Genomic DNA, 17,339 nt, shown 5'->3' with positions numbered 1-17,339 from the left:
CGAAGGAGAGTTTCGTGACGAGACTGCTGCTATTGGCGATGGCACTGATGGCGCCCGCCTTCGCATTCGGGCAGGAGATGCCGATGGACAAGCCAGTGCCTCGCATCATCGTGATCGGCCATCGCGGCGCCAGCGGCGAGCGGCCCGAACACACGCTGCTGGCCTATCAGCGCGCAATTGACCAGGGCGCCGATTTCATCGAGCCTGATCTTGTGCCTACCAAGGACGGCGTGCTCGTCGCCCGCCACGAGAACGCCATCACCGATACGACGGACGTGGCGGCGCATCCCGAATTCGCCGCGCGCAAGACCACCAAGACGATCGACGGCCAGACAATCACCGGCTGGTTCACCGAGGATTTCACGCTCGCCGAACTGAAGACGCTGCGCGCGAAGGAACGGCTGCCCAAGATCCGCCCGGGCAATACTTCTTATGACGGCCAGGCGACCATCCCGACCCTGGACGAAGTGATCGCCCTGGCGAAGCGGGAAGCGGCGCGGCTTCACCGCACGATCGGCATCTATCCCGAAACCAAGCACCCCAGCTATTTCGCATCGATCGGCCTGCCGCTGGAGGCACGGCTGGTGGCGGCGCTGAAGGCAGCCGGCTGGGACCGGGCGGATGCGCCGGTGTTCATCCAGTCGTTCGAGGTGAACAACCTCAAGCAGCTCAAGACGATGACGAAGGTGCCCCTGATCCAGCTGATGGCCGGAAGCCAGGGCCCGGCCGACCATGCCGTCGCCAGCTATAAGGAGATGGCGACGCCGGCAGGCCTGCAGGCGATCGCAGCATATGCGACCGGCATCGGTCCCGAGCTGGGCCAGATCCTCGATCCCGACGGCACCGCCTCCACCCTGGTCGCCGATGCGCATGCAGCGGGGCTGAAACTCCACCCCTGGACCTTCCGCGCCGAGAACCTGTTCCTGATGCCGAGTTATCGCGTCGGCACCGATCCTGCCGGGCACGGTCGGCTCGCCGACGAGATCGCCGCGTTTCTGGTGGCAGGGATCGACGGCTTCTTCACCGATTTTCCTTCCATCGGCGTGGCCGCTCGGGATAACTTCCTTATGACCAACGGCAGATAAGGCTTTCGATCATGCGTATCCTTCCCGTCCTGCTCGCGCTACCGCTGCTCGCCGGGGGATGCGTGGTGAAGACCGCCGCGAACATCGTCACCCTGCCGGTGAAGGCCGGCGCCCAGGCCGCGGACTGGGCAACGACCAGCCAGGACGAGTCCGACCGCAATTACGGCCGTAAGATGCGGGAGAAGGAAGAGCGCGAAGGGCGCGAGCGGCGCAAGCGGGACAAGGAGTGCCGCGAACACCCGGATCGCTGCCAGGGATAAGCGACACAATGCCGGATCCTCCCGGCTGCTAGTGCAACGCGCATTAAAAAGGGGCGCTCGCGTCGTGCGAGCACCCCTCCAGGCCCGGCTGCCTGCGTGGGAACAGCCTAGCCTGATATCGAACGCGCCTTGCGTTACATGCCGTTGTGCAGATTGGTATCCGCGTCGTGCTTGCGCATGTCTTCGGCCTTGGCGTCGCCCTCGGCGCGGACCGCTGCGGCCTGATTTTCCATCGCGCTCTCCGCAGCGTCGGTGGTGGCGTTATCCGCCGCCGCATCATAGCGCTCAGCAACGTTCTCGGCATTCGCCTCGATGTTGTCGGCGGCCTGCTCGCGCGGGCTGGTGTTGCAAGCAGAAAGCGCGATCAAACCCGCGGCGGCGCTCAGCACGAGCATCTTGTTCTTCATCATCTATCGCCCTGTCGTTGGTACATTCGGAAAAGCGGCTGCTTTTTCGGTGTCGGCAATCGACCAGTGCGGCGTTTGTTCCGAAAGCGTAATGCGAAAAGGGCGCAAATGCGGCGAACCGTTGCGATCGCGATGTGCGGAATGGACCCCGTCGCACTCCGGCGCAGCAAGATATTCCCCGGCATTTCACCGCAATCAGCGCAATGCTATGCCCGTGCCATGGACAAGGAAACACACGTGCTGGACCACCCACCCGAAGGGGCCGCACCGGATTGGACGATTCCGCAGGGCTGGAATTCTTATACGGCGGAGGAACATGCGACCTGGGACACGCTGTTCGCCCGCCAGGCAAAGCTGCTGCCCGGGCGTGCCTCCTCGGCGTATTTGAAAGGTCTGGAGGCGCTGCGGCTGTCAGATTCCGGCATCCCAGATTTCGAAGAGCTGTCGGATCGGCTGATGCGCCTGACCGGCTGGCGCGTCGTCGCTGTCCCCGGGCTGGTGCCGGACGACGTCTTCTTCGATCACATGGCAAACCGCCGGTTCGTCGCCGGCAATTTCATCCGCCCGCCTGAGCAGCTGGATTATATTCGCGAGCCGGACGTCTTTCATGATGTCTTCGGTCATGTCCCCATGCTCGCGGATCCGGTGTTCGCCGATTATCTGGAAGCCTATGGCCGCGGGGGCATGCGCGCGCTGGAGCTGGGAGCGCTCAAGCAGCTCGGGCGGCTCTACTGGTACACGGTGGAATTCGGCCTGGTCGAGGAGGCCGACGGGCTGCGCATCTACGGCTCCGGCATCGTTTCCAGCTCGGCGGAAAGCATGTTCGCGCTCGACAGCGACAGCCCCAATCGCATCGGATTCGACATGAAGCGCGTGATGCGGACCGACTATCGCATCGACGATTTCCAGCAGAACTATTTCGTCATCCCGAGCTTTGAGGACCTGCTCCGCCAGACGGTGGAGACCGACTTCGCGCCGCTCTACGCCGAGATCCTGCCCCAGCCGGACATCCCGATCGCCGCGATCCTACCCGGCGATCGGGTGATTACCCACGGCACCCAGGCCTATGCGCACCGCAAGGCCTGAGGAACGGGGTCAGATGTCCAGCGCCCAGCCGTCGCGGCCCTTGGGGTCGGGCGGCGCGGAGGGGACATAGCGCACGGCGCCCGCCACCAGCCGCAGGATCGTCCAGTCCCCGCGGCGATCCATGGCCTCCAGCGTGCAGCCGCACGCCTCGAACGCCGCCACCACCTGTCTGCGCTGCGTCTCCAACAGGCCGGCAAGCACGATCGTGGCGTTCGGCGCCGCGATCGCTGCCAGTTCGGGCGCCATCGATACCAGCGGCCCGGCAAGAATGTTGGCAATCACCAGATCATATGGTGCGCGCGCCGTGATCGCGTCGGACAAGGCGCCGTCCGCCACCACTAGCGCCACGCCGGCAATGCCGTTGGCGGCCGCATTCTCGCGCGTCACCTCGACGGCGGCGGGATCAATGTCGGTCGCCATGACCGCCGCATCGGGCCAGAGATGCGCGCCGGCAAAGGCCAGCAGGCCGGTGCCCGTGCCGATATCGATGATGTTGGCGAAGCGCTTCGCCGCCAGCCCGTCGAGCATCGCCAGACAACCCGAGGTGGTCGCATGATGGCCGGTGCCGAACGCCCGTCCGGCGTCGATCAGAAAGGCGCGCCCTCCCGCCGGCGCCGCAAGCGGATGCGCGCTGGTATGCACGACGAACCTGCCCTCGCGGATCGGCTCCAGCCCTTCCTGGCTCAGCGTCACCCAGTCCTGCGCGGTCAGCGCCTCGACCTCGGGCTCGACATCGCCCGCGCTCGGCACCAGCGCCTTGAGCGCCGCGAGCATTGCCGCATCGGGCTCCTGCTCCAGATAGGCGTCGAGCCGCCAATGCTCGACATCGTCCTCCACCGTCTCGGTGGTCATCAGCACCGCGTCGATCTCGATCGTGCCCGCGTCGATCGCCTCGGCCTCGGCGCGGGTGCAGGGCAGACTGACCTTCCAGCTATCGATCTCAGCGGACATAGCTGGCTCCATTGGCGTCGAGGACCGCACCGGTCATCGAGGGGGGCGCATCGAGCGCGCAGAATCTGGCGATGGCGGCGATCTCCTCCGGACTCGCCACGCGGCCGAGCGGGATGTCGGCCAGCAGCTTGTCGCCGCCGCGGCTCGCCAGATAGTCCTCGGCCATGCCGGTCATGGTGAAGCCGGGGCAGATCGCGAAGGCAAGGATGCCCTCGCCCGCATAGCCGCGCGCGATCGACTTGGTCATGCCGACCATGCCCGCCTTGGAGGCGGCATAATGCCAGTGCGCCGGGCTGTCGCCGCGATAGGCGGCGCGGCTGGCGACATTGACGATCCGGCCGCCGCTGCCCCGCGCCTGCCAGTGGCGCACCGCGAGCCGGCACAATTCGGCCGAGGCGGTAAGGTTGACGCGCATCGTGCGCTCCCAGCCCCCGACCCAATCGTCGTGATCGGCATCGAGCGGATTGGCCTCGAAGATGCCGGCATTGTTGATCAGCACGTCGATCCGGCCGTCGAGCGCGTCGAGCGCCTTCTGCCAGAGCGCCTGCGGGGCGGCGGGATCGGTGAAGTCGGCGGGAATGCCGCTGCGCGTGCCCTGGCCGACGAGCGTCACGCGCGCGTCCTGCCCAAGCAGCGCCGCCGTCGCCGCACCGATGCCCCGGCTGCTGCCGGTGAGGAGGATATGGGTAGTCATGGGCGCAGCCCTAGCGCGGGCGCGGGGGCGCGTCACCATGGAGCAGCGGCGTTAAAATGCCGTCATGGACCGGCGGCTCTCGCCCCAATAGAGGACGTTGGGCTTGCGCCCATACTCCACAGCTGTCCGATATTGCGCTCATAATGCGCGGGCGAGTATAATCACAGATTATCGACAAAGGATCGGATATGTTGGCCGTATTGTTCCTCTGGGCGTCCGCAATCGGTCAAGACGATGAGCTTCTGCGGGTGTGGATGGGTCCCGACGTTTGGGCTGCGGCAGTATCCAAATTCGAAGGCCGCAGTGTTGAAAGGCGTAACGTCGCAGCTATTGGCTGTGTCGGAATGGTAGACACCCAGATGTCCTGCTCATGGCAACGGCGAGAGCAGAATAAGTGGCACAAATACTCCGGTTGGGCGGACCTGAGCGGCGAAACTCCACTGCTTAAGAGTGCTACGCCAGAAAAGGCCGAATGACCGCTAACCACCAGAATTCGCCGGCCAGCCCTTTCCCCTCGGCCACCACACACGCTACGGCAGCGCCGATCGGTGCCCCTCCTCCGGCACCCCAGGGAGCCCGCGATGATCCTGCGCAGCGACGAAACCACGGACGTCCCCGTCCCCGGCAGCGGCGCGATGCGGATTCACTGGTTCCGCCCGGCGGTGGAAGGCACCTTCCCCGGCATCGTCCTCTATTCCGAGATCTACCAGGTCACAGCACCCATCCGGCGGCTGGCGGCGATGCTGGCGGGGAATGGCCATGTCGTCGCCGTGCCCGAGGTCTATCACGAATATGAGCCCGCCGGCACCGTGCTTGCCTATGACCCGGCCGGCACCGATCGCGGCAATGCGCTGAAGTTCACCAAGCCCGTCGCCGCGTTCGACGCCGATGCCGCCGCCACGCTCACCGCGCTCGCCGCGCATCCGGCGTGCAACGGCAGGCTGGGCAGTTTCGGGGTGTGCCTGGGCGGGCACCTCGCCTACCGCGCCGCGCTCGACCCGCGCGTGTCGGCGGCGGCGTGCTTCTATCCTACCGACATCCATTCGGGTACGCTGGGCGAAGGCAAGGCCGATGACAGCCTCGCCCGCATGGCCGATCTCAAGGCCGAAATGCTGTTCGTCTGGGGCCGGCAGGATCCGCACATCCCCTTTGCCGGGCGGGAGGCGATCCGCGCGGGGCTGGAGGCGCATGGCATCGCCTATGAATGGCACGAGCTGAACGCGCAGCACGCCTTCCTGCGCGACGAGGGGCCGCGCTACGATCCGGCGCTGTTCCTTCAGTCGATGGCGATCACCCTCGCCTTTTATCGCCGCGCCTTGGCCTGATCCCCTGGGCGGAGGCGGTCATGCTGCCTCCGCCGCCGCCGAGAAGCTATCCGCCGCAGCGCGGAGCTGATTCAGACGATCGTCGACCTCGGTAACGTCGTGCTGCAGCCGATCGATATCGTCGGTGACGTTCTTGGTATCCTCGCGGATCGCGCCGATCGTCGCCGACATTGAATCCGCTGCCAGCGCGGTTTCGTCGACCGCGGCGGTGATCGCGGTGACGGTCTGTGCCTGGACTTCCATGGCACGGCGGATTCGATCGGCGCTTTCCTGCACTTCGGCGACGGTGGTGCGGATCGAGGCGTTGGTGTCCACGGTCGATCGGGTGGCGGACTGGATCGCTGCGATCTTGGCGGCGATATCGTCGGTGGCGCGGGCAGTCTGGTTCGCGAGGCTCTTCACTTCCTGCGCGACGACAGCGAAGCCGCGGCCGGCATCGCCGGCACGCGCGGCCTCAATGGTGGCGTTAAGCGCGAGCAGGTTGGTCTGCCCCGCGATGTCGCGGATGAGGCCGAGGATCGATTCGATAGACTTGGCGTGATCGGACAGCGTCTCGCTCATCCCCACCGCGTCGCTCGCCTGACCCGACGCGCGCGTGGCGATCGCGGCTGCGGCTTCGACTTCGGTGCGTGCATCCTCGATCGCGCGGATGAGGCCGGCCGCGGTCATGGCCGCTTCGCGCATCGCCACGGCCGACTGCTCGGCGGCTGCGGCGACTTCGCTCGTCTTGCCGAGCATGCCGCGCGCCGCACCCGACGCGCCCTGCGCCTGTACGCGAATGCGGTTCCCGAGCATCGTCGCGCCTTCGATCGATTCGGCGATGCTGGCGCGGAACTGATCCGATCGCACCCGCCGTTCGTCGTGCAAGGCTTCGGCGTGGAGGGCGTCGAGATGCGTCGCCATCAGGTCCACCTCGGCCATGGCGAGGCGCTGTATCGCATCGCACAGGCGTGCCAGGCGCTCCGGCTCCGTTTCCAGCTTCCGGCGCAGCACCTCGATGGTGAGCGAATGACCATGGGCGAACTGGGCAATCACGATCGACAAGGGCACGCCGAGCCGATTGGTTTCCGCCGCATAGTCGCACATCATTCGCGACCAGGCGTCGCCGAACGCCTGCTCGAACTTGACGCGGCTATAAGTCGCAGCGCCTTCGGCATGCGCCTCCTGCCCAAAGGCGTCGAGCAGCCGGGCGCCCAGCGGGGTCGTCCGCAGCCGGACCTGGCAGCCGCGGGCGATCTCCTGGTGCGCATCCCCGTCGGCGAGCAGGACAGCGATGTCGGCACAGGCGGCGCGCATCGTACCGTCCCAGTCATAATCGGCGAGCCATTCCTCGGGCGATCGCGGACCGCTGCGCGCTTCGAATTCCAGCATGGCCAACATGGACTGTCCCCTCAAGCCGCGACCTTGGCAACGAAATCGCCAGCGCGGCCCTTCAGCGCGCCGAGCTGGGCGTCGAGCGCCGCAAATCCCTGACCGACCCGGTCGATTTCGGACGCGACGGCTTCGGTATCCTCGCGAATCGCGCTGATCGTGGCGGACATCGAATCGGCCGCGAGCGCGGTTTCGTCGACCGCGGCGGTGATCGCCGTGACCGTCTGCGCCTGCACCTCCATCGCGCTGCGAATGCGGTTGGCGCTTTCCTGCACTTCCGACACCGTGGTGCGGATCGAGGCGCTGGTATCCACCGTCGAGCGCGTCGCCGACTGAATGGCGGCGATCTTGGCGGCGATATCGTCGGTGGCGCGGGCAGTCTGGTTGGCGAGGCTCTTCACTTCCTGCGCGACGACGGCGAAGCCGCGGCCGGCATCGCCGGCGCGGGCGGCCTCAATGGTCGCGTTGAGCGCGAGCAGGTTGGTCTGCCCGGCAATGTCGCGAATGAGGCCCAGGATCGATTCGATCGACTTGGCGTGATCGGACAGCATCTCGCTCATCCCCACCGCTTCGCTCGCCTGGCACGACGCGCGCGTGGCGATCGCGGCGGCGGCTTCGACTTCGGTGCGCGCATCCTCGATCGCACGGATCAGCCCGGCCGCGGTCATCGCCGCCTCGCGCATCGCCACCGCCGACTGCTCGGCGGCGGCGGCGACTTCGCTGGCCTTGCCGAGCATGCCGCGTGCCGACGCCGAGGTGTGCGCCGCCTGGCCGCGCAACTCGTCGCCCTCGCGGGTGGCACGCTCGACCGTCGCGCCGATCGAATCGCGGAACTCGCTCGCCAGCCGGTCGCGCGCGACCTGAGCGCTGTGCTCGCGGAACATGTTGTAGATCTCGACGGTGATATCCGCCTCCAGCGCAGACAGGCGCATCAGCGTGTCGAGCAGCGACGGCAGGCGCGGATCGGTGCCGCCGACCCGGCGGAGCAGCACTTCCAACGCAGCCCGATCGCTCGCGCTGATCATCGACAGCAGCGCCATCGGCTGCACGCCCGCCTCATAAGCGGCGGCGACCGATCGCTCGATCGATTCGATCCAGGTCTTGCCTTGGGTGTCGAGGAAGCGGTTGCGCAGGAACACCACGCCGACATCGATCATCTTCGCGGCATCCGCTGGCGCCCAGTCGCGCTCCTCGGGGAAGCAGCGCACCCATTGGTGCCAATAGGCAGCGGACACCGCCTCGATCTCCGGCTCCAGCACTTCCCAGCAGACGCGACTCGATTGAAGCAACGACCCGTCAAAATCGAACACGTGCAACCGCGCCGCCATTTCGATCCGCGCGCTCATCGTGCCCGCCGCGGCAAACGGATGGGTGGATATCGAATCGCTCACCTAATTCTCATCCCCGGTCGGCGGCCGGGCTTCGGCCGCGTTAGCCCGAAGCTATGCCGGTTCAGTGGTTAAGGGGCGGTTAGGAGCGCAGCTGCTATCGCCGCACGACAATATCTTGCGTCCACCGCCCGGCTGAACCTAAGGGCAATCCGTCTTGCATCCTCGTCCTGCGGGATTAAGGAAGCCCGCGTCGACCGAAAGGATTTATCGTTGGCCAACGTCCGCAACACGGCACGACCGCTGTCGCCGCATCTCGGCATCTACAAATGGGGACCGCATATGGCGGTCTCGATCCTCCACCGCGCCACCGGCTCCGGCATGGCGACCGTGGGCACCGGCCTGTTCGTCTGGTGGCTGGTCGCGCTGGCCTATGGCCCAGATGCCTATGCGACGTTCCAGAACGTGTTCACGCTGCAGAATGGCCAGCTAAACATCCTGGGCTATGTGGTAGGGATCGGCCTGAGCCTGTCCTTCCTCCAGCACATGGCCTCGGGCACCCGACACCTGTTCCTCGACGCCGGCGCGAATTTCGAGCTGCGCGCCAACAAGCGCAGCGCGCTCAGCACCTTCGCGTTCAGCATCGTCGCCACTGCGATCTTCTGGGTCGTGCTTCTGGAGAAGGCCCATGGGTAACGGAACCCGGCTCGGTCGCGTCCGCGGCCTCGGCTCTGCGCATGAAGGCGCGAGCGAATGGTGGAAGCACAAGGTTTCCGCCGGATCGAACCTGCTGCTGGTGCTATGGCTGATCGTCTCGATCGCCCTGCTGCCGGCCTATGATTACGCGACCGTCGCCGGCTGGATCGCACAGCCGCTGGTCGCCGTGCCGCTGATCCTCCTGGTGCTCAGCGTCACCTTCCACTTCCGTCACGGCCTGCAGGTCGTGATCGAGGACTATCAGCACAACGAGACGCGCTTCGTGCTGATCGTCCTGCTCGAATATTTCACGATCACCGTTCGCGTGCTCGCGATCTTCGCCATCCTGAAGATTGCCTTCACCTCCACCGGAGTGGCTGCCTGATGCCCGCCGCCTACAAGATCATCGACCATATCTATGACGCCGTCGTTGTCGGCGCGGGCGGCTCGGGCCTCCGCGCGACGATGGAAGTGGCGCAGGCCGGCCTGAAAACCGCCTGCATCACCAAGGTGTTCCCCACCCGCAGCCACACCGTCGCGGCGCAGGGCGGCATCGCGGCCAGCCTGGGCAATATGGGTCCGGACCACTGGACCTGGCACATGTACGACACCGTCAAGGGCTCCGACTGGCTCGGCGACCAGGACGCGATCGAGTATCTGACGCGCGAGGCTCCGGCCGCGGTGTACGAGCTCGAACATGCCGGCATGCCGTTCAGCCGCACCGACGAAGGCAAGATCTACCAGCGCCCGTTCGGCGGCATGATGCAGAACATGGGCGAAGGCCCGCCCGCGCAGCGCACCTGCGCCGCGGCGGATCGTACCGGCCATGCGATGCTGCACACGCTGTACCAGCAGAGCCTGAAGTACGACGCGGACTTCTTCATAGAATATTTCGCGCTCGACCTGATCATGGAGAATGGCGAGTGCCGCGGCGTGATCGCGCTGTGCATGGACGACGGCTCGATCCACCGCTTCCGCAGCCATGCGGTGGTGCTGGCGACCGGCGGCTATGGCCGCGTCTACCAGTCGGCCACCTCGGCGCACACCTGCACCGGCGACGGCAACGCGATGGTTCTCCGCGCCGGCCTGCCGCTGCAGGACATGGAGTTCGTCCAGTTCCATCCGACCGGCATCTACGGCGCGGGCGTGCTGATCACCGAGGGTGCGCGCGGCGAAGGCGGCTATCTCACCAACTCCGAGGGTGAGCGCTTCATGGAGCGCTATGCGCCGTCCGCCAAGGATCTCGCCAGCCGCGACGTCGTGTCGCGCTCGATGGCGATGGAGATCCGCGAGGGCCGCGGCGTGGGCAAGGAGAAGGACCATATCTTCCTTCACCTGAACCATATCGACCCGAAGATCCTGGCAGAGCGCCTGCCCGGCATCACCGAGACCGGCAAGGTCTTCGCCGGCGTCGACCTCACCCGCCAGCCGCTGCCGGTGGTCCCGACCGTCCACTATAATATGGGCGGCATCCCGACCAACTATCACGGCGAAGTCGTCCATCTGAAGGACGGCAATCCGGATGCGGTGGTCCCCGGCCTGTTTGCTGTCGGCGAAGCGGCCTGCGTTTCGGTGCACGGCGCCAACCGCCTCGGCTCCAATTCGCTGATCGACCTTGTCGTGTTCGGCCGCGCGACCGGCAAGCGGATCGTCGACATCATCAAGCCGAACACCGCGCATCACCCGCTGCCAAAGGGCTCGGAAGAAATGGCGCTGGGCCGGCTCGACCATTTCCGCAACGCGAATGGCGGCACCCGCACCTCGCAGATCCGCGCCGACATGCAGAAGACGATGCAGCGCCACTGCGCCGTGTTCCGCACCGAGGAGCTGATGGCCGAGGGCGTCGCGCATATGGAGCAGGTCTATGCCGGCTTCCAGGACGTCCATGTCAGCGATCGCTCGCTGATCTGGAACACCGACCTCGTCGAGACGCTCGAGCTGGACAACCTGCTCGGCCAGGCGATGGTGACGATCCGCAGCGCGATCAACCGCAAGGAAAGCCGCGGCGCCCACATGCACGAGGACTTCCCCGAGCGTGATGACGCGACCTGGATGAAGCACACCATCGCGACATTCGACGGTTGGGGCGGCAAGGGCGGCAAGACCGACATCGACTACCGCCCGGTTCACGAATACACGCTGACCGACGAAATCGACTATATCAAGCCGAAGAAGCGGGTGTACTGATCCGATTGCGGATGGGTTCAAGGAGGCCGGGGCGGCGACGCTCCGGCCTTTTTGTTTGCGCGGTGGACACACTTCGCTCCAGCCGTCATCCCGACGTAAGGCGGGATCCAATGGGGCCCACGTTGCCGCTCTTGCTGATAGCGAATGGCGTCTGGATCCCGGCTTTCGCCGGGATGACAACTGAGAACACGGAGGCCCTACCGCACTCCGAACCGTGCACTCGCCAGATGGTGCGCATGGCAGATCGCCACCGCGAGCGCGTCGGCGGCATCGGCGCCGACGATCTTCACCCCCGGCAGCAGCCGCGAGACCATCGCATGGACCTGCTCCTTGTCGGCATTGCCGACGCCGACGACGGATTTCTTGACCGTGCTCGGCTTATACTCGCCGATATCGATCCCCACCCGCGCCGCGGCGCACAGCACCACCCCGCGCGCCTGCCCGAGCTTGAGGGTCGATTGGGCGTTGGAATTCACGAACACTTCCTCGACCGCCGCCGCCTCGGGCGCGTGATCGGTGATCAGCGCGGCAAGCATCGCATCGAGATGGGCGAGACGCCGGGGCAGAGTGGCCTTGGTGTCGGTGACGAGCTTGCCGTGCGCGAGATGGCTGATCCGGTTCCCCTCAGCGCGGATAAGCCCCCAGCCAGTGGTGCCGAGGCCGGGATCGAGACCGAGAATGATCACGAGCCCAACCCCTCCCCTTCAGGGGAGGGGTTGGGGTGGGGACTGGCAGACCAGCGACCCGGACGAGTTTTGAGTGCCTGGACAATCGCCGCCAGAACACCGTCCATATTGTCGAAGACGTCGTGATTGGAGAAATGCAGGGCAAGAAATCCTTGGCTCAGGAGAAACGCATCCCGGCGCTCGTCATATGCGGGGTCATGCGTGTCGCCGTCGACTTCAACCACCAGACCTTTGGCCGGGCAGAAGAAGTCGCAGATGCATGGAAAGACCACCTGCTGTCGGCGGAATTTATGCCCGAGCTGCGCATTGGAAAGATGCCGCCACAAGTGCTTCTCGAGCTCGGTTGGATTACGCCGCATTTCGCGAGCGCGGGCCAGTAGCCCGGCTTCGGTGATCATCTCCGTACCCTCCTGGGCAGGATGCACCACGAGTGGGGCATCTGGCTACTCGGCCATGCCCCACCCCAACCCCTCCCCTGAAGGGGAGGGGCTTAGGTTGAAGATCAACCCAGCTTCTCCATGACGTCGTCAGGAACTTCGTAATTCCCCCAGACCGTCTGGACGTCGTCGTCGTCGTCCAGCGCATCGATCAGCTTGAACAGCGTCGCCGCATCGTCCGCGCCCACCGTCACCATGGTCTGCGGCCGCCAGGCGAGCTTGGCGCCTTCGGACTCGCCGAGTACCGGCTCCAGTGCCTTGGCGACTTCATGCAGGTCCCCCTGCGCGGTCCAGATCTCGTGGCCGTCCTCGCTGCTGCTGACATCCTCGGCGCCCGCTTCCAACGCGGCCTCGAACACCTTCTCGGCGTCGCCCGCGCTCGCTGGATAGGTGATCAGGCCCATGCGATCGAAGCCGTGGCTCACCGAACCGGCCGTGCCGAGGTTGCCGCCGTTCTTCGACACCGCAGTGCGCACATTGGTCGCGGTGCGGTTGCGGTTGTCGGTCAGCGCCTCGATGATCAGCGAGACGCCTGCCGGGCCGAAGCCCTCGTAGCGGATCTCTTCGTAATTCTCGCCCTCGCCCTTGCTGGCCTTATCCAGCGCGCGCTGAATATTGTCCTTGGGCATCGACTGCGCCTTGGCGGCGTTGATCGCCGCGCGCAGGCGCGGGTTCATGTCCGGATCGGGCAGGCCCGACTTGGCCGCGACGGTGATTTCGCGGCTGAGCTTGGAGAACATCGCCGAGCGCTTCTTATCCTGCGCGCCCTTGCGGTGCATGATGTTCTTGAATTTGGAATGGCCTGCCATGGTGAACCCGAACTGCCTGCGGTTTGGAAGAAGTGGAAGCGCTCGCCTTAGCGCGGATGCCCGGCGAGCGCCAACAAGGCGGGCTTAGATGCCCAGCGCCTGCTTGTAGGTTTCGAGCAGCATCTCAGCCTCTTCGCGGTGATGCTTTTCCATCTTCCGCAGGCGAACGATGGTGCGCATCGTCTTCACGTCGAAGCCGGTCGACTTGGCTTCGGCATAGACGTCCTTGATGTCGTCGGCGATGCCCTTCTTCTCCTCTTCGAGACGCTCGACACGCTCGATCAGGAGGCGGAGCTGCTCGGCGGAAATATTGTCGGACATGGGTGTTCTAGCTCCTGAAGCATGGGATCGGACGAACGCGCCGCGCGAGGGTCGCGCCGGCCGGATCGTCCGACAAGGATACGGAATCAGGCGGGCCCTGTACGCCAGCCGGAGCTTCCGCTCAACCTTAGAGCGTGATGACATGGTTTCGACACGCCGTGATTGCCCTGCGCCGTTCGTCGGCTAGGAGCATCGCGCAGCGCGGGCTGGTGGCCCGTGCAAGCGGTGCGACGACGTCCGGCGGGCGGCGCAGGGCAACCGCGAAGCGGCGGGCCGATTTTGGCCCGTGGCGTCGTCCCTCGTCGGTCACGGGGGCAAAGCCCCGCCCCTCCTCGCTCCTAGCCACAAGCCAAAATCGGCTCCGTCACGGCGTGTCGCAACCATGCCATCACGCTCTAGTCCTGCGGGAAGACCTGCCGCTTGCCGCCCAGCTTGTGCACCACGCCGCCGCGGACCACCGTGTCGATGCGCTCCAGCACGGTTACGTCCTGCAGCGGATCGCCCGCAACGGCGATCAGGTCCGCCGCCTTGCCGGGCTCGAGCGAGCCGAGCTGGTCCTTGCGGCCGAGTGCATCGGCGGCATCCAGCGTCGCCGCGCGAATCGCCGACGCCGGCGTAAGCCCCGCCCGGACCAGCAGCGCGAATTCCCTGGCATTCTCGCCATGCCGCGACACGCCGGTATCGGTGCCGAACGCGACCTTGACGCCGGCCTTGATCGCCTTGGCATGGCTAGCCGCCGCGGCCGCCGCCGCCGCTTCAGCCTTGGGGATGGTGGCAGGCGGCAACTTGCCGGCGCGGGCATTGGCGAGCGCGGTGACCGGCGCGATCATCGTCGGCACCAGCCAGGTGCCGCGCGCCTTCATCGCCGCGATTGTCGCGTCGTCGAGGAAGCTGCCATGCTCGATCGTGTCGGCCCCCGCCTCCACTGCTCCGCGCACGCCCTCCGCCGCATGGGCGTGGACCGCGACTCGGCGGCCGAAGGCATGCGCCGTATCGACGATTGCCTTCATTTCTTCGTCGGACATCTGCTTGCCGAGGCCGCCGGCGACGTTGGAGAGTACGCCGCCGGTGGCCGCGAACTTGATCACCTGCGCGCCAAGACCGATCTGCTGGCGCACCGCGCGGCGGCAATCATCGGGGCCGTCGCAAGTGTTAATCTGCCGGTGCGCCACCGCCTCGGCATATTCCTCGGCCAGCCCGTTGGTGCCGTCGCCATGCCCACCGGAGACCGAGACCATGCGCCCGGCATTGACGATTCGCGGCCCGGCGACTGCGCCCCGCTCCACCGCGTCGCGCAGCGCCCGGATCGCGCGCGGGTTGCTGCCCAGGTCACGAACCGTCGTGAAGCCCGCCTCCAGGTCGCGCCGCGCATCCTCGATGCCGATGACGAATTCGTCGGCCTCATCCTCGGTGAGCGCATTCATCCGCTCCTTCAGCGGATCGCCCTCGGAGAAGAGGTGGACATGGAGGTCGATCAGGCCAGGGAGCACGAACTTGTCGCGCAGGTCGATCAAGGTCGCCCCGGCTTCCGGCGCGACGAAACCATCTCGCACTTCGGCGACCTTGCCGTCACGCAGGATGAGGGTGCTGTTTCCGCGCGGGGCCTGGCCCGGCCGATCGAGCAGCCGCCCCGCCTGGACATAGGTGACGCCGACGGATGTCTGCGCGAGTGCCGGACAGGCCGCGGTGCACGCAAGCGCGGCCAGAAACAGCTTCTTCATCCTCTCAATCCCCCTGAAGCGCCCCCGGCTCAGGCGTGGGGGTCAGTCATGCTGGGAGGATCACTGGCCGGGAAGCTCTCGTCAAGCGCCTCGTCCAGCGCGTCCTCGCGGCCTTCGTTCTTCTTCAGGCTTTCTTCCATGCGCGCCAGCTGCTCGGGCGTGGCCTCGCTCTGGTACTTCGCCTTCCAGTCGGACTGCTCCATGCCGTAGACGATTCGACGCGCATCGGCCTTGGCGATGCCGGGGTCCGCTTCGTGGATCCAGTCGCCCAGGCAGTTCCGGCAAAAGCCCGAAAGCCCCATCAGATCAATGTTCTGGGCGTCATGCCGGTGCCGCAGATGGCGCACCAGCCGGCGGAACGCTTGGGCCGCTGTTGCGTCGTCCAGGCGATCAAGTTCATCCATTCGGCACCTCCGGAGTTGATGTTAACGCATTTGGGGCTAGAGGCGGGCACGCACAAGCCGAGGAAGACAACGATGACACAGGCGATCTCCCCCCGCTCGCGCAAGGTGCGCGTTCTGGCAACCTTGGGACCGGCCAGCGCCTCCCCCGAAATGATCGAGCGCCTGTTCCGCGCCGGCGCCGATGCGTTTCGCATCAACATGAGCCATGGCGATCAGGCCTCGAAGATCCCGCTGTTCGAAGCCATCCGCGCGATGGAGAAGACCACCGGCCGCCCGACGACGATTCTGGCCGATCTCCAAGGCCCGAAGCTGCGCGTCGGCAAGTTCGCCGAGGGCAAGGTGATGCTTGTCACTGGGCATGAATTCACGCTCGATCGCAATCCCGCCCCGGGCGACGCCACCCGCGTCGAGCTGCCGCACCGGGAAATCTTTGAAGCGGCGCACCCCGATGCGCGCCTGCTGCTCGACGATGGCAAGCTGGTGCTGCGCGTGACCGACGTGGCGCACGATCGGCTGACGACGATCGTCGAGGTCGGCGGCCCGCTTTCCAACAACAAGGGCCTGAACGTGCCCGACATGGTGCTGCCGCTCGCCGCGCTCACCGACAAGGACCGGAGCGACCTGAGCTTCGCCGTCGAGCAGGGCGCCGACTGGATCGCGCTGAGCTTCGTGCAGCGTCCCGAGGACCTGATGGAGGCCCGCCGCCTGATCGGCGGCAAGGCAGCACTGCTCGCCAAGATCGAGAAGCCGAGCGCGATCGCGCGTCTGGACGAGATCATGGAGCAGTGCGACGGCGTGATGGTCGCCCGCGGCGACCTGGGCGTCGAGCTGCCGCCGCAGTCGGTGCCGCCATTGCAGAAGCGCATCGTCGAGACCGCCCGTCGGCTGGGCCGGCCAGTAATCGTCGCCACGCAGATGCTCGAATCGATGATCGAGAGCCCCTCGCCCACGCGCGCGGAAGTGTCCGACGTGGCGACCGCCGTCTATGACGGCGCCGACGCGATCATGCTTTCGGCCGAGAGCGCGGCGGGCAAGTGGCCGGTCGAATCGGTGTCGATGATGAACTCGATCGCCGACGCGGTGGAGCGCGATCCGGCGCATGGCGACCGCGTCCACTTCACCGTCACCAAGCCCGATCCGACAACCGCCGACGCGCTCGCCGAAGCGGCGAAGAACATCGCCAGCACGGTTTCGGCGGCGGCGATCATCTGCTTCACCAGCTCGGGCTCGACCGCCCGGCGCATCGCCCGCGAGCGGCCTTCGGTGCCGATCCTGGTGCTCACCCCGGAGCGCGACACCGCACGCCGTCTGGGCCTGTTGTGGGGCACGCATGCGGTGAACACCCGCGACGTCGATTCGTTCGAGGAAATGGTCGCCAAGGCCAAGCGCATGGCGCTGCGCCACGGCATCGCCAAGGCGGGCGACCGAGTGATCGTCTGCGCCGGCGTACCGTTCAAGACGCCCGGTTCCACCAACGTGCTGCACGTCGTCACCATCCTGGGCGACGAGCTGACCAACTATCAGGGGCCGGAAGGCAACTGAGGCACCCTTCTCCCTCCCCCTTTCTTCGG

The 17,339-nt window shown here is 66.2% G+C and carries 19 protein-coding genes; 8 read left to right on the top strand and 11 right to left on the bottom strand.

The window, feature by feature from the left end:
- Positions 1 to 38 precede the first annotated feature (38 nt).
- Both B215_RS0111730 and B215_RS0111725 read left to right on the top strand, forming a co-directional pair.
- Positions 39 to 1,085, top strand: a complete 1,047-nt coding sequence (locus B215_RS0111730; protein ID WP_019369839.1) for a glycerophosphodiester phosphodiesterase — start codon at positions 39 to 41, stop codon at positions 1,083 to 1,085.
- Between the two features lie 11 nt (positions 1,086 to 1,096).
- The gene (locus B215_RS0111725; protein ID WP_019369838.1) at positions 1,097 to 1,345 is read left to right on the top strand and encodes a hypothetical protein; all 249 of its coding nucleotides are present in this window, start codon (positions 1,097 to 1,099) and stop codon (positions 1,343 to 1,345) included.
- Between the two features lie 134 nt (positions 1,346 to 1,479).
- On the opposite strand, the gene B215_RS0111720 is transcribed toward B215_RS0111725, so the two are convergent.
- Positions 1,480 to 1,752, bottom strand: a complete 273-nt coding sequence (locus B215_RS0111720; protein WP_037513664.1) for a hypothetical protein — start codon at positions 1,750 to 1,752, stop codon at positions 1,480 to 1,482.
- Positions 1,753 to 1,971: 219 nt separating this feature from the next.
- Between B215_RS0111720 and phhA the strand changes: the two genes are divergently transcribed.
- Entirely contained in the window at positions 1,972 to 2,838 is an 867-nt protein-coding gene (gene phhA / locus B215_RS0111715) for a phenylalanine 4-monooxygenase (RefSeq protein ID WP_019369836.1), read from the top strand.
- 9 nt (positions 2,839 to 2,847) lie between these two features.
- On the opposite strand, the gene B215_RS0111710 is transcribed toward phhA, so the two are convergent.
- Positions 2,848 to 3,789: a 50S ribosomal protein L11 methyltransferase gene (locus B215_RS0111710; RefSeq protein ID WP_019369835.1), complete on the bottom strand. Its 942-nt coding sequence runs from the start codon at positions 3,787 to 3,789 to the stop codon at positions 2,848 to 2,850.
- Complete coding sequence (locus B215_RS0111705; RefSeq protein WP_019369834.1) at positions 3,779 to 4,483, bottom strand: SDR family NAD(P)-dependent oxidoreductase; 705 nt, start codon at positions 4,481 to 4,483, stop codon at positions 3,779 to 3,781. The genes B215_RS0111710 and B215_RS0111705 overlap by 11 nt, the downstream gene beginning before the upstream one ends.
- A gap of 581 nt (positions 4,484 to 5,064) precedes the next feature.
- Here B215_RS0111705 and B215_RS0111700 point away from each other — a divergent pair.
- Positions 5,065 to 5,808: a dienelactone hydrolase family protein gene (locus tag B215_RS0111700; RefSeq protein WP_019369833.1), complete on the top strand. Its 744-nt coding sequence runs from the start codon at positions 5,065 to 5,067 to the stop codon at positions 5,806 to 5,808.
- An 18-nt stretch (positions 5,809 to 5,826) separates the two neighbouring features.
- Here B215_RS0111700 and B215_RS0111695 read toward each other — a convergent pair whose 3' ends face one another.
- Complete coding sequence (locus B215_RS0111695) at positions 5,827 to 7,188, bottom strand: methyl-accepting chemotaxis protein (protein ID WP_019369832.1); 1,362 nt, start codon at positions 7,186 to 7,188, stop codon at positions 5,827 to 5,829.
- 11 nt (positions 7,189 to 7,199) lie between these two features.
- Positions 7,200 to 8,525 carry a methyl-accepting chemotaxis protein gene (locus B215_RS0111690; RefSeq protein ID WP_019369831.1) on the bottom strand — a complete coding sequence of 442 codons (1,326 nt, stop codon included), beginning with the start codon at positions 8,523 to 8,525 and terminating at the stop codon, positions 7,200 to 7,202.
- A 255-nt stretch (positions 8,526 to 8,780) separates the two neighbouring features.
- Here B215_RS0111690 and sdhC point away from each other — a divergent pair, with 255 nt between their 5' ends.
- From sdhC to sdhA, 3 genes are read left to right on the top strand one after another with little or no spacing between them, the layout of a single operon-like run.
- On the top strand, positions 8,781 to 9,203 hold the full coding sequence (sdhC, locus tag B215_RS0111685) for a succinate dehydrogenase, cytochrome b556 subunit (RefSeq protein ID WP_019369830.1): 423 nt from the start codon (positions 8,781 to 8,783) through the stop codon (positions 9,201 to 9,203).
- Positions 9,196 to 9,588 carry a succinate dehydrogenase, hydrophobic membrane anchor protein gene (sdhD, locus tag B215_RS0111680; RefSeq protein WP_019369829.1) on the top strand — a complete coding sequence of 131 codons (393 nt, stop codon included), beginning with the start codon at positions 9,196 to 9,198 and terminating at the stop codon, positions 9,586 to 9,588. Before sdhC ends, sdhD begins: the two co-directional genes overlap by 8 nt.
- Positions 9,588 to 11,390 (top strand): succinate dehydrogenase flavoprotein subunit, encoded by a 1,803-nt coding sequence (sdhA, locus tag B215_RS0111675; protein ID WP_019369828.1) that lies wholly within the window; start codon positions 9,588 to 9,590, stop codon positions 11,388 to 11,390. The genes sdhD and sdhA overlap by 1 nt, the downstream gene beginning before the upstream one ends.
- 197 nt (positions 11,391 to 11,587) lie before the next feature.
- Here the strand turns inward: sdhA and ruvC are convergent, their stop codons facing one another.
- The 6 genes from ruvC to B215_RS0111645 all read right to left on the bottom strand — a co-directional run bounded on the left by ruvC (position 11,588) and on the right by B215_RS0111645 (position 15,768).
- On the bottom strand, positions 11,588 to 12,076 hold the full coding sequence (gene ruvC, locus B215_RS0111670; RefSeq protein ID WP_019369827.1) for a crossover junction endodeoxyribonuclease RuvC: 489 nt from the start codon (positions 12,074 to 12,076) through the stop codon (positions 11,588 to 11,590).
- Entirely contained in the window at positions 12,073 to 12,474 is a 402-nt protein-coding gene (locus B215_RS20885; RefSeq protein ID WP_236704416.1) for an endonuclease domain-containing protein, read from the bottom strand. The genes ruvC and B215_RS20885 overlap by 4 nt, the downstream gene beginning before the upstream one ends.
- Positions 12,475 to 12,578: 104 nt before the next feature.
- Positions 12,579 to 13,322 carry a YebC/PmpR family DNA-binding transcriptional regulator gene (locus B215_RS0111660; protein ID WP_019369825.1) on the bottom strand — a complete coding sequence of 248 codons (744 nt, stop codon included), beginning with the start codon at positions 13,320 to 13,322 and terminating at the stop codon, positions 12,579 to 12,581.
- 84 nt (positions 13,323 to 13,406) lie between these two features.
- Entirely contained in the window at positions 13,407 to 13,643 is a 237-nt protein-coding gene (locus B215_RS0111655) for a DUF2312 domain-containing protein (RefSeq protein ID WP_010543233.1), read from the bottom strand.
- 395 nt (positions 13,644 to 14,038) lie between these two features.
- Entirely contained in the window at positions 14,039 to 15,364 is a 1,326-nt protein-coding gene (locus B215_RS0111650) for a metal-dependent hydrolase family protein (protein WP_019369824.1), read from the bottom strand.
- A gap of 29 nt (positions 15,365 to 15,393) precedes the next feature.
- Positions 15,394 to 15,768 (bottom strand): DUF1244 domain-containing protein, encoded by a 375-nt coding sequence (locus B215_RS0111645; protein WP_019369823.1) that lies wholly within the window; start codon positions 15,766 to 15,768, stop codon positions 15,394 to 15,396.
- A 72-nt stretch (positions 15,769 to 15,840) separates the two neighbouring features.
- On the opposite strand from B215_RS0111645, the gene pyk reads away from it, so the two are divergent.
- Positions 15,841 to 17,310, top strand: a complete 1,470-nt coding sequence (pyk, locus tag B215_RS0111640) for a pyruvate kinase (protein WP_026009188.1) — start codon at positions 15,841 to 15,843, stop codon at positions 17,308 to 17,310.
- Positions 17,311 to 17,339: the final 29 nt, after the last annotated feature.

This window comes from Sphingomonas sp. ATCC 31555 (assembly GCF_000282895.1).
Classification (GTDB): Bacteria; Pseudomonadota; Alphaproteobacteria; order Sphingomonadales; family Sphingomonadaceae; genus Sphingomonas.
Note: the sequence above shows the minus strand (reverse complement) of the source record. Positions and strands in the feature narration are given on the sequence as shown.

What these genes read in the sequence shown, in the direction of transcription:
- phhA (WP_019369836.1), top strand. Translation starts at nt 1,972, where the DNA reads ATGGACAAGGAAACACACGTGCTGGACCACCCACCCGAAGGGGCCGCA.
- B215_RS0111725 (WP_019369838.1), top strand. Translation starts at nt 1,097, where the DNA reads ATGCGTATCCTTCCCGTCCTGCTCGCGCTACCGCTGCTCGCCGGGGGA.
- B215_RS0111650 (WP_019369824.1), bottom strand. Translation starts at nt 15,364, where the DNA reads ATGAAGAAGCTGTTTCTGGCCGCGCTTGCGTGCACCGCGGCCTGTCCG.
- B215_RS0111645 (WP_019369823.1), bottom strand. Translation starts at nt 15,768, where the DNA reads ATGGATGAACTTGATCGCCTGGACGACGCAACAGCGGCCCAAGCGTTC.
- B215_RS20885 (WP_236704416.1), bottom strand. Translation starts at nt 12,474, where the DNA reads ATGATCACCGAAGCCGGGCTACTGGCCCGCGCTCGCGAAATGCGGCGT.
- sdhD (WP_019369829.1), top strand. Translation starts at nt 9,196, where the DNA reads ATGGGTAACGGAACCCGGCTCGGTCGCGTCCGCGGCCTCGGCTCTGCG.
- pyk (WP_026009188.1), top strand. Translation starts at nt 15,841, where the DNA reads ATGACACAGGCGATCTCCCCCCGCTCGCGCAAGGTGCGCGTTCTGGCA.
- B215_RS0111660 (WP_019369825.1), bottom strand. Translation starts at nt 13,322, where the DNA reads ATGGCAGGCCATTCCAAATTCAAGAACATCATGCACCGCAAGGGCGCG.
- B215_RS0111695 (WP_019369832.1), bottom strand. Translation starts at nt 7,188, where the DNA reads ATGTTGGCCATGCTGGAATTCGAAGCGCGCAGCGGTCCGCGATCGCCC.
- sdhA (WP_019369828.1), top strand. Translation starts at nt 9,588, where the DNA reads ATGCCCGCCGCCTACAAGATCATCGACCATATCTATGACGCCGTCGTT.
- B215_RS0111690 (WP_019369831.1), bottom strand. Translation starts at nt 8,525, where the DNA reads ATGAGCGCGCGGATCGAAATGGCGGCGCGGTTGCACGTGTTCGATTTT.
- B215_RS0111720 (WP_037513664.1), bottom strand. Translation starts at nt 1,752, where the DNA reads ATGAAGAACAAGATGCTCGTGCTGAGCGCCGCCGCGGGTTTGATCGCG.
- B215_RS0111655 (WP_010543233.1), bottom strand. Translation starts at nt 13,643, where the DNA reads ATGTCCGACAATATTTCCGCCGAGCAGCTCCGCCTCCTGATCGAGCGT.
- B215_RS0111705 (WP_019369834.1), bottom strand. Translation starts at nt 4,483, where the DNA reads ATGACTACCCATATCCTCCTCACCGGCAGCAGCCGGGGCATCGGTGCG.
- B215_RS0111710 (WP_019369835.1), bottom strand. Translation starts at nt 3,789, where the DNA reads ATGTCCGCTGAGATCGATAGCTGGAAGGTCAGTCTGCCCTGCACCCGC.
- B215_RS0111730 (WP_019369839.1), top strand. Translation starts at nt 39, where the DNA reads ATGGCACTGATGGCGCCCGCCTTCGCATTCGGGCAGGAGATGCCGATG.
- B215_RS0111700 (WP_019369833.1), top strand. Translation starts at nt 5,065, where the DNA reads ATGATCCTGCGCAGCGACGAAACCACGGACGTCCCCGTCCCCGGCAGC.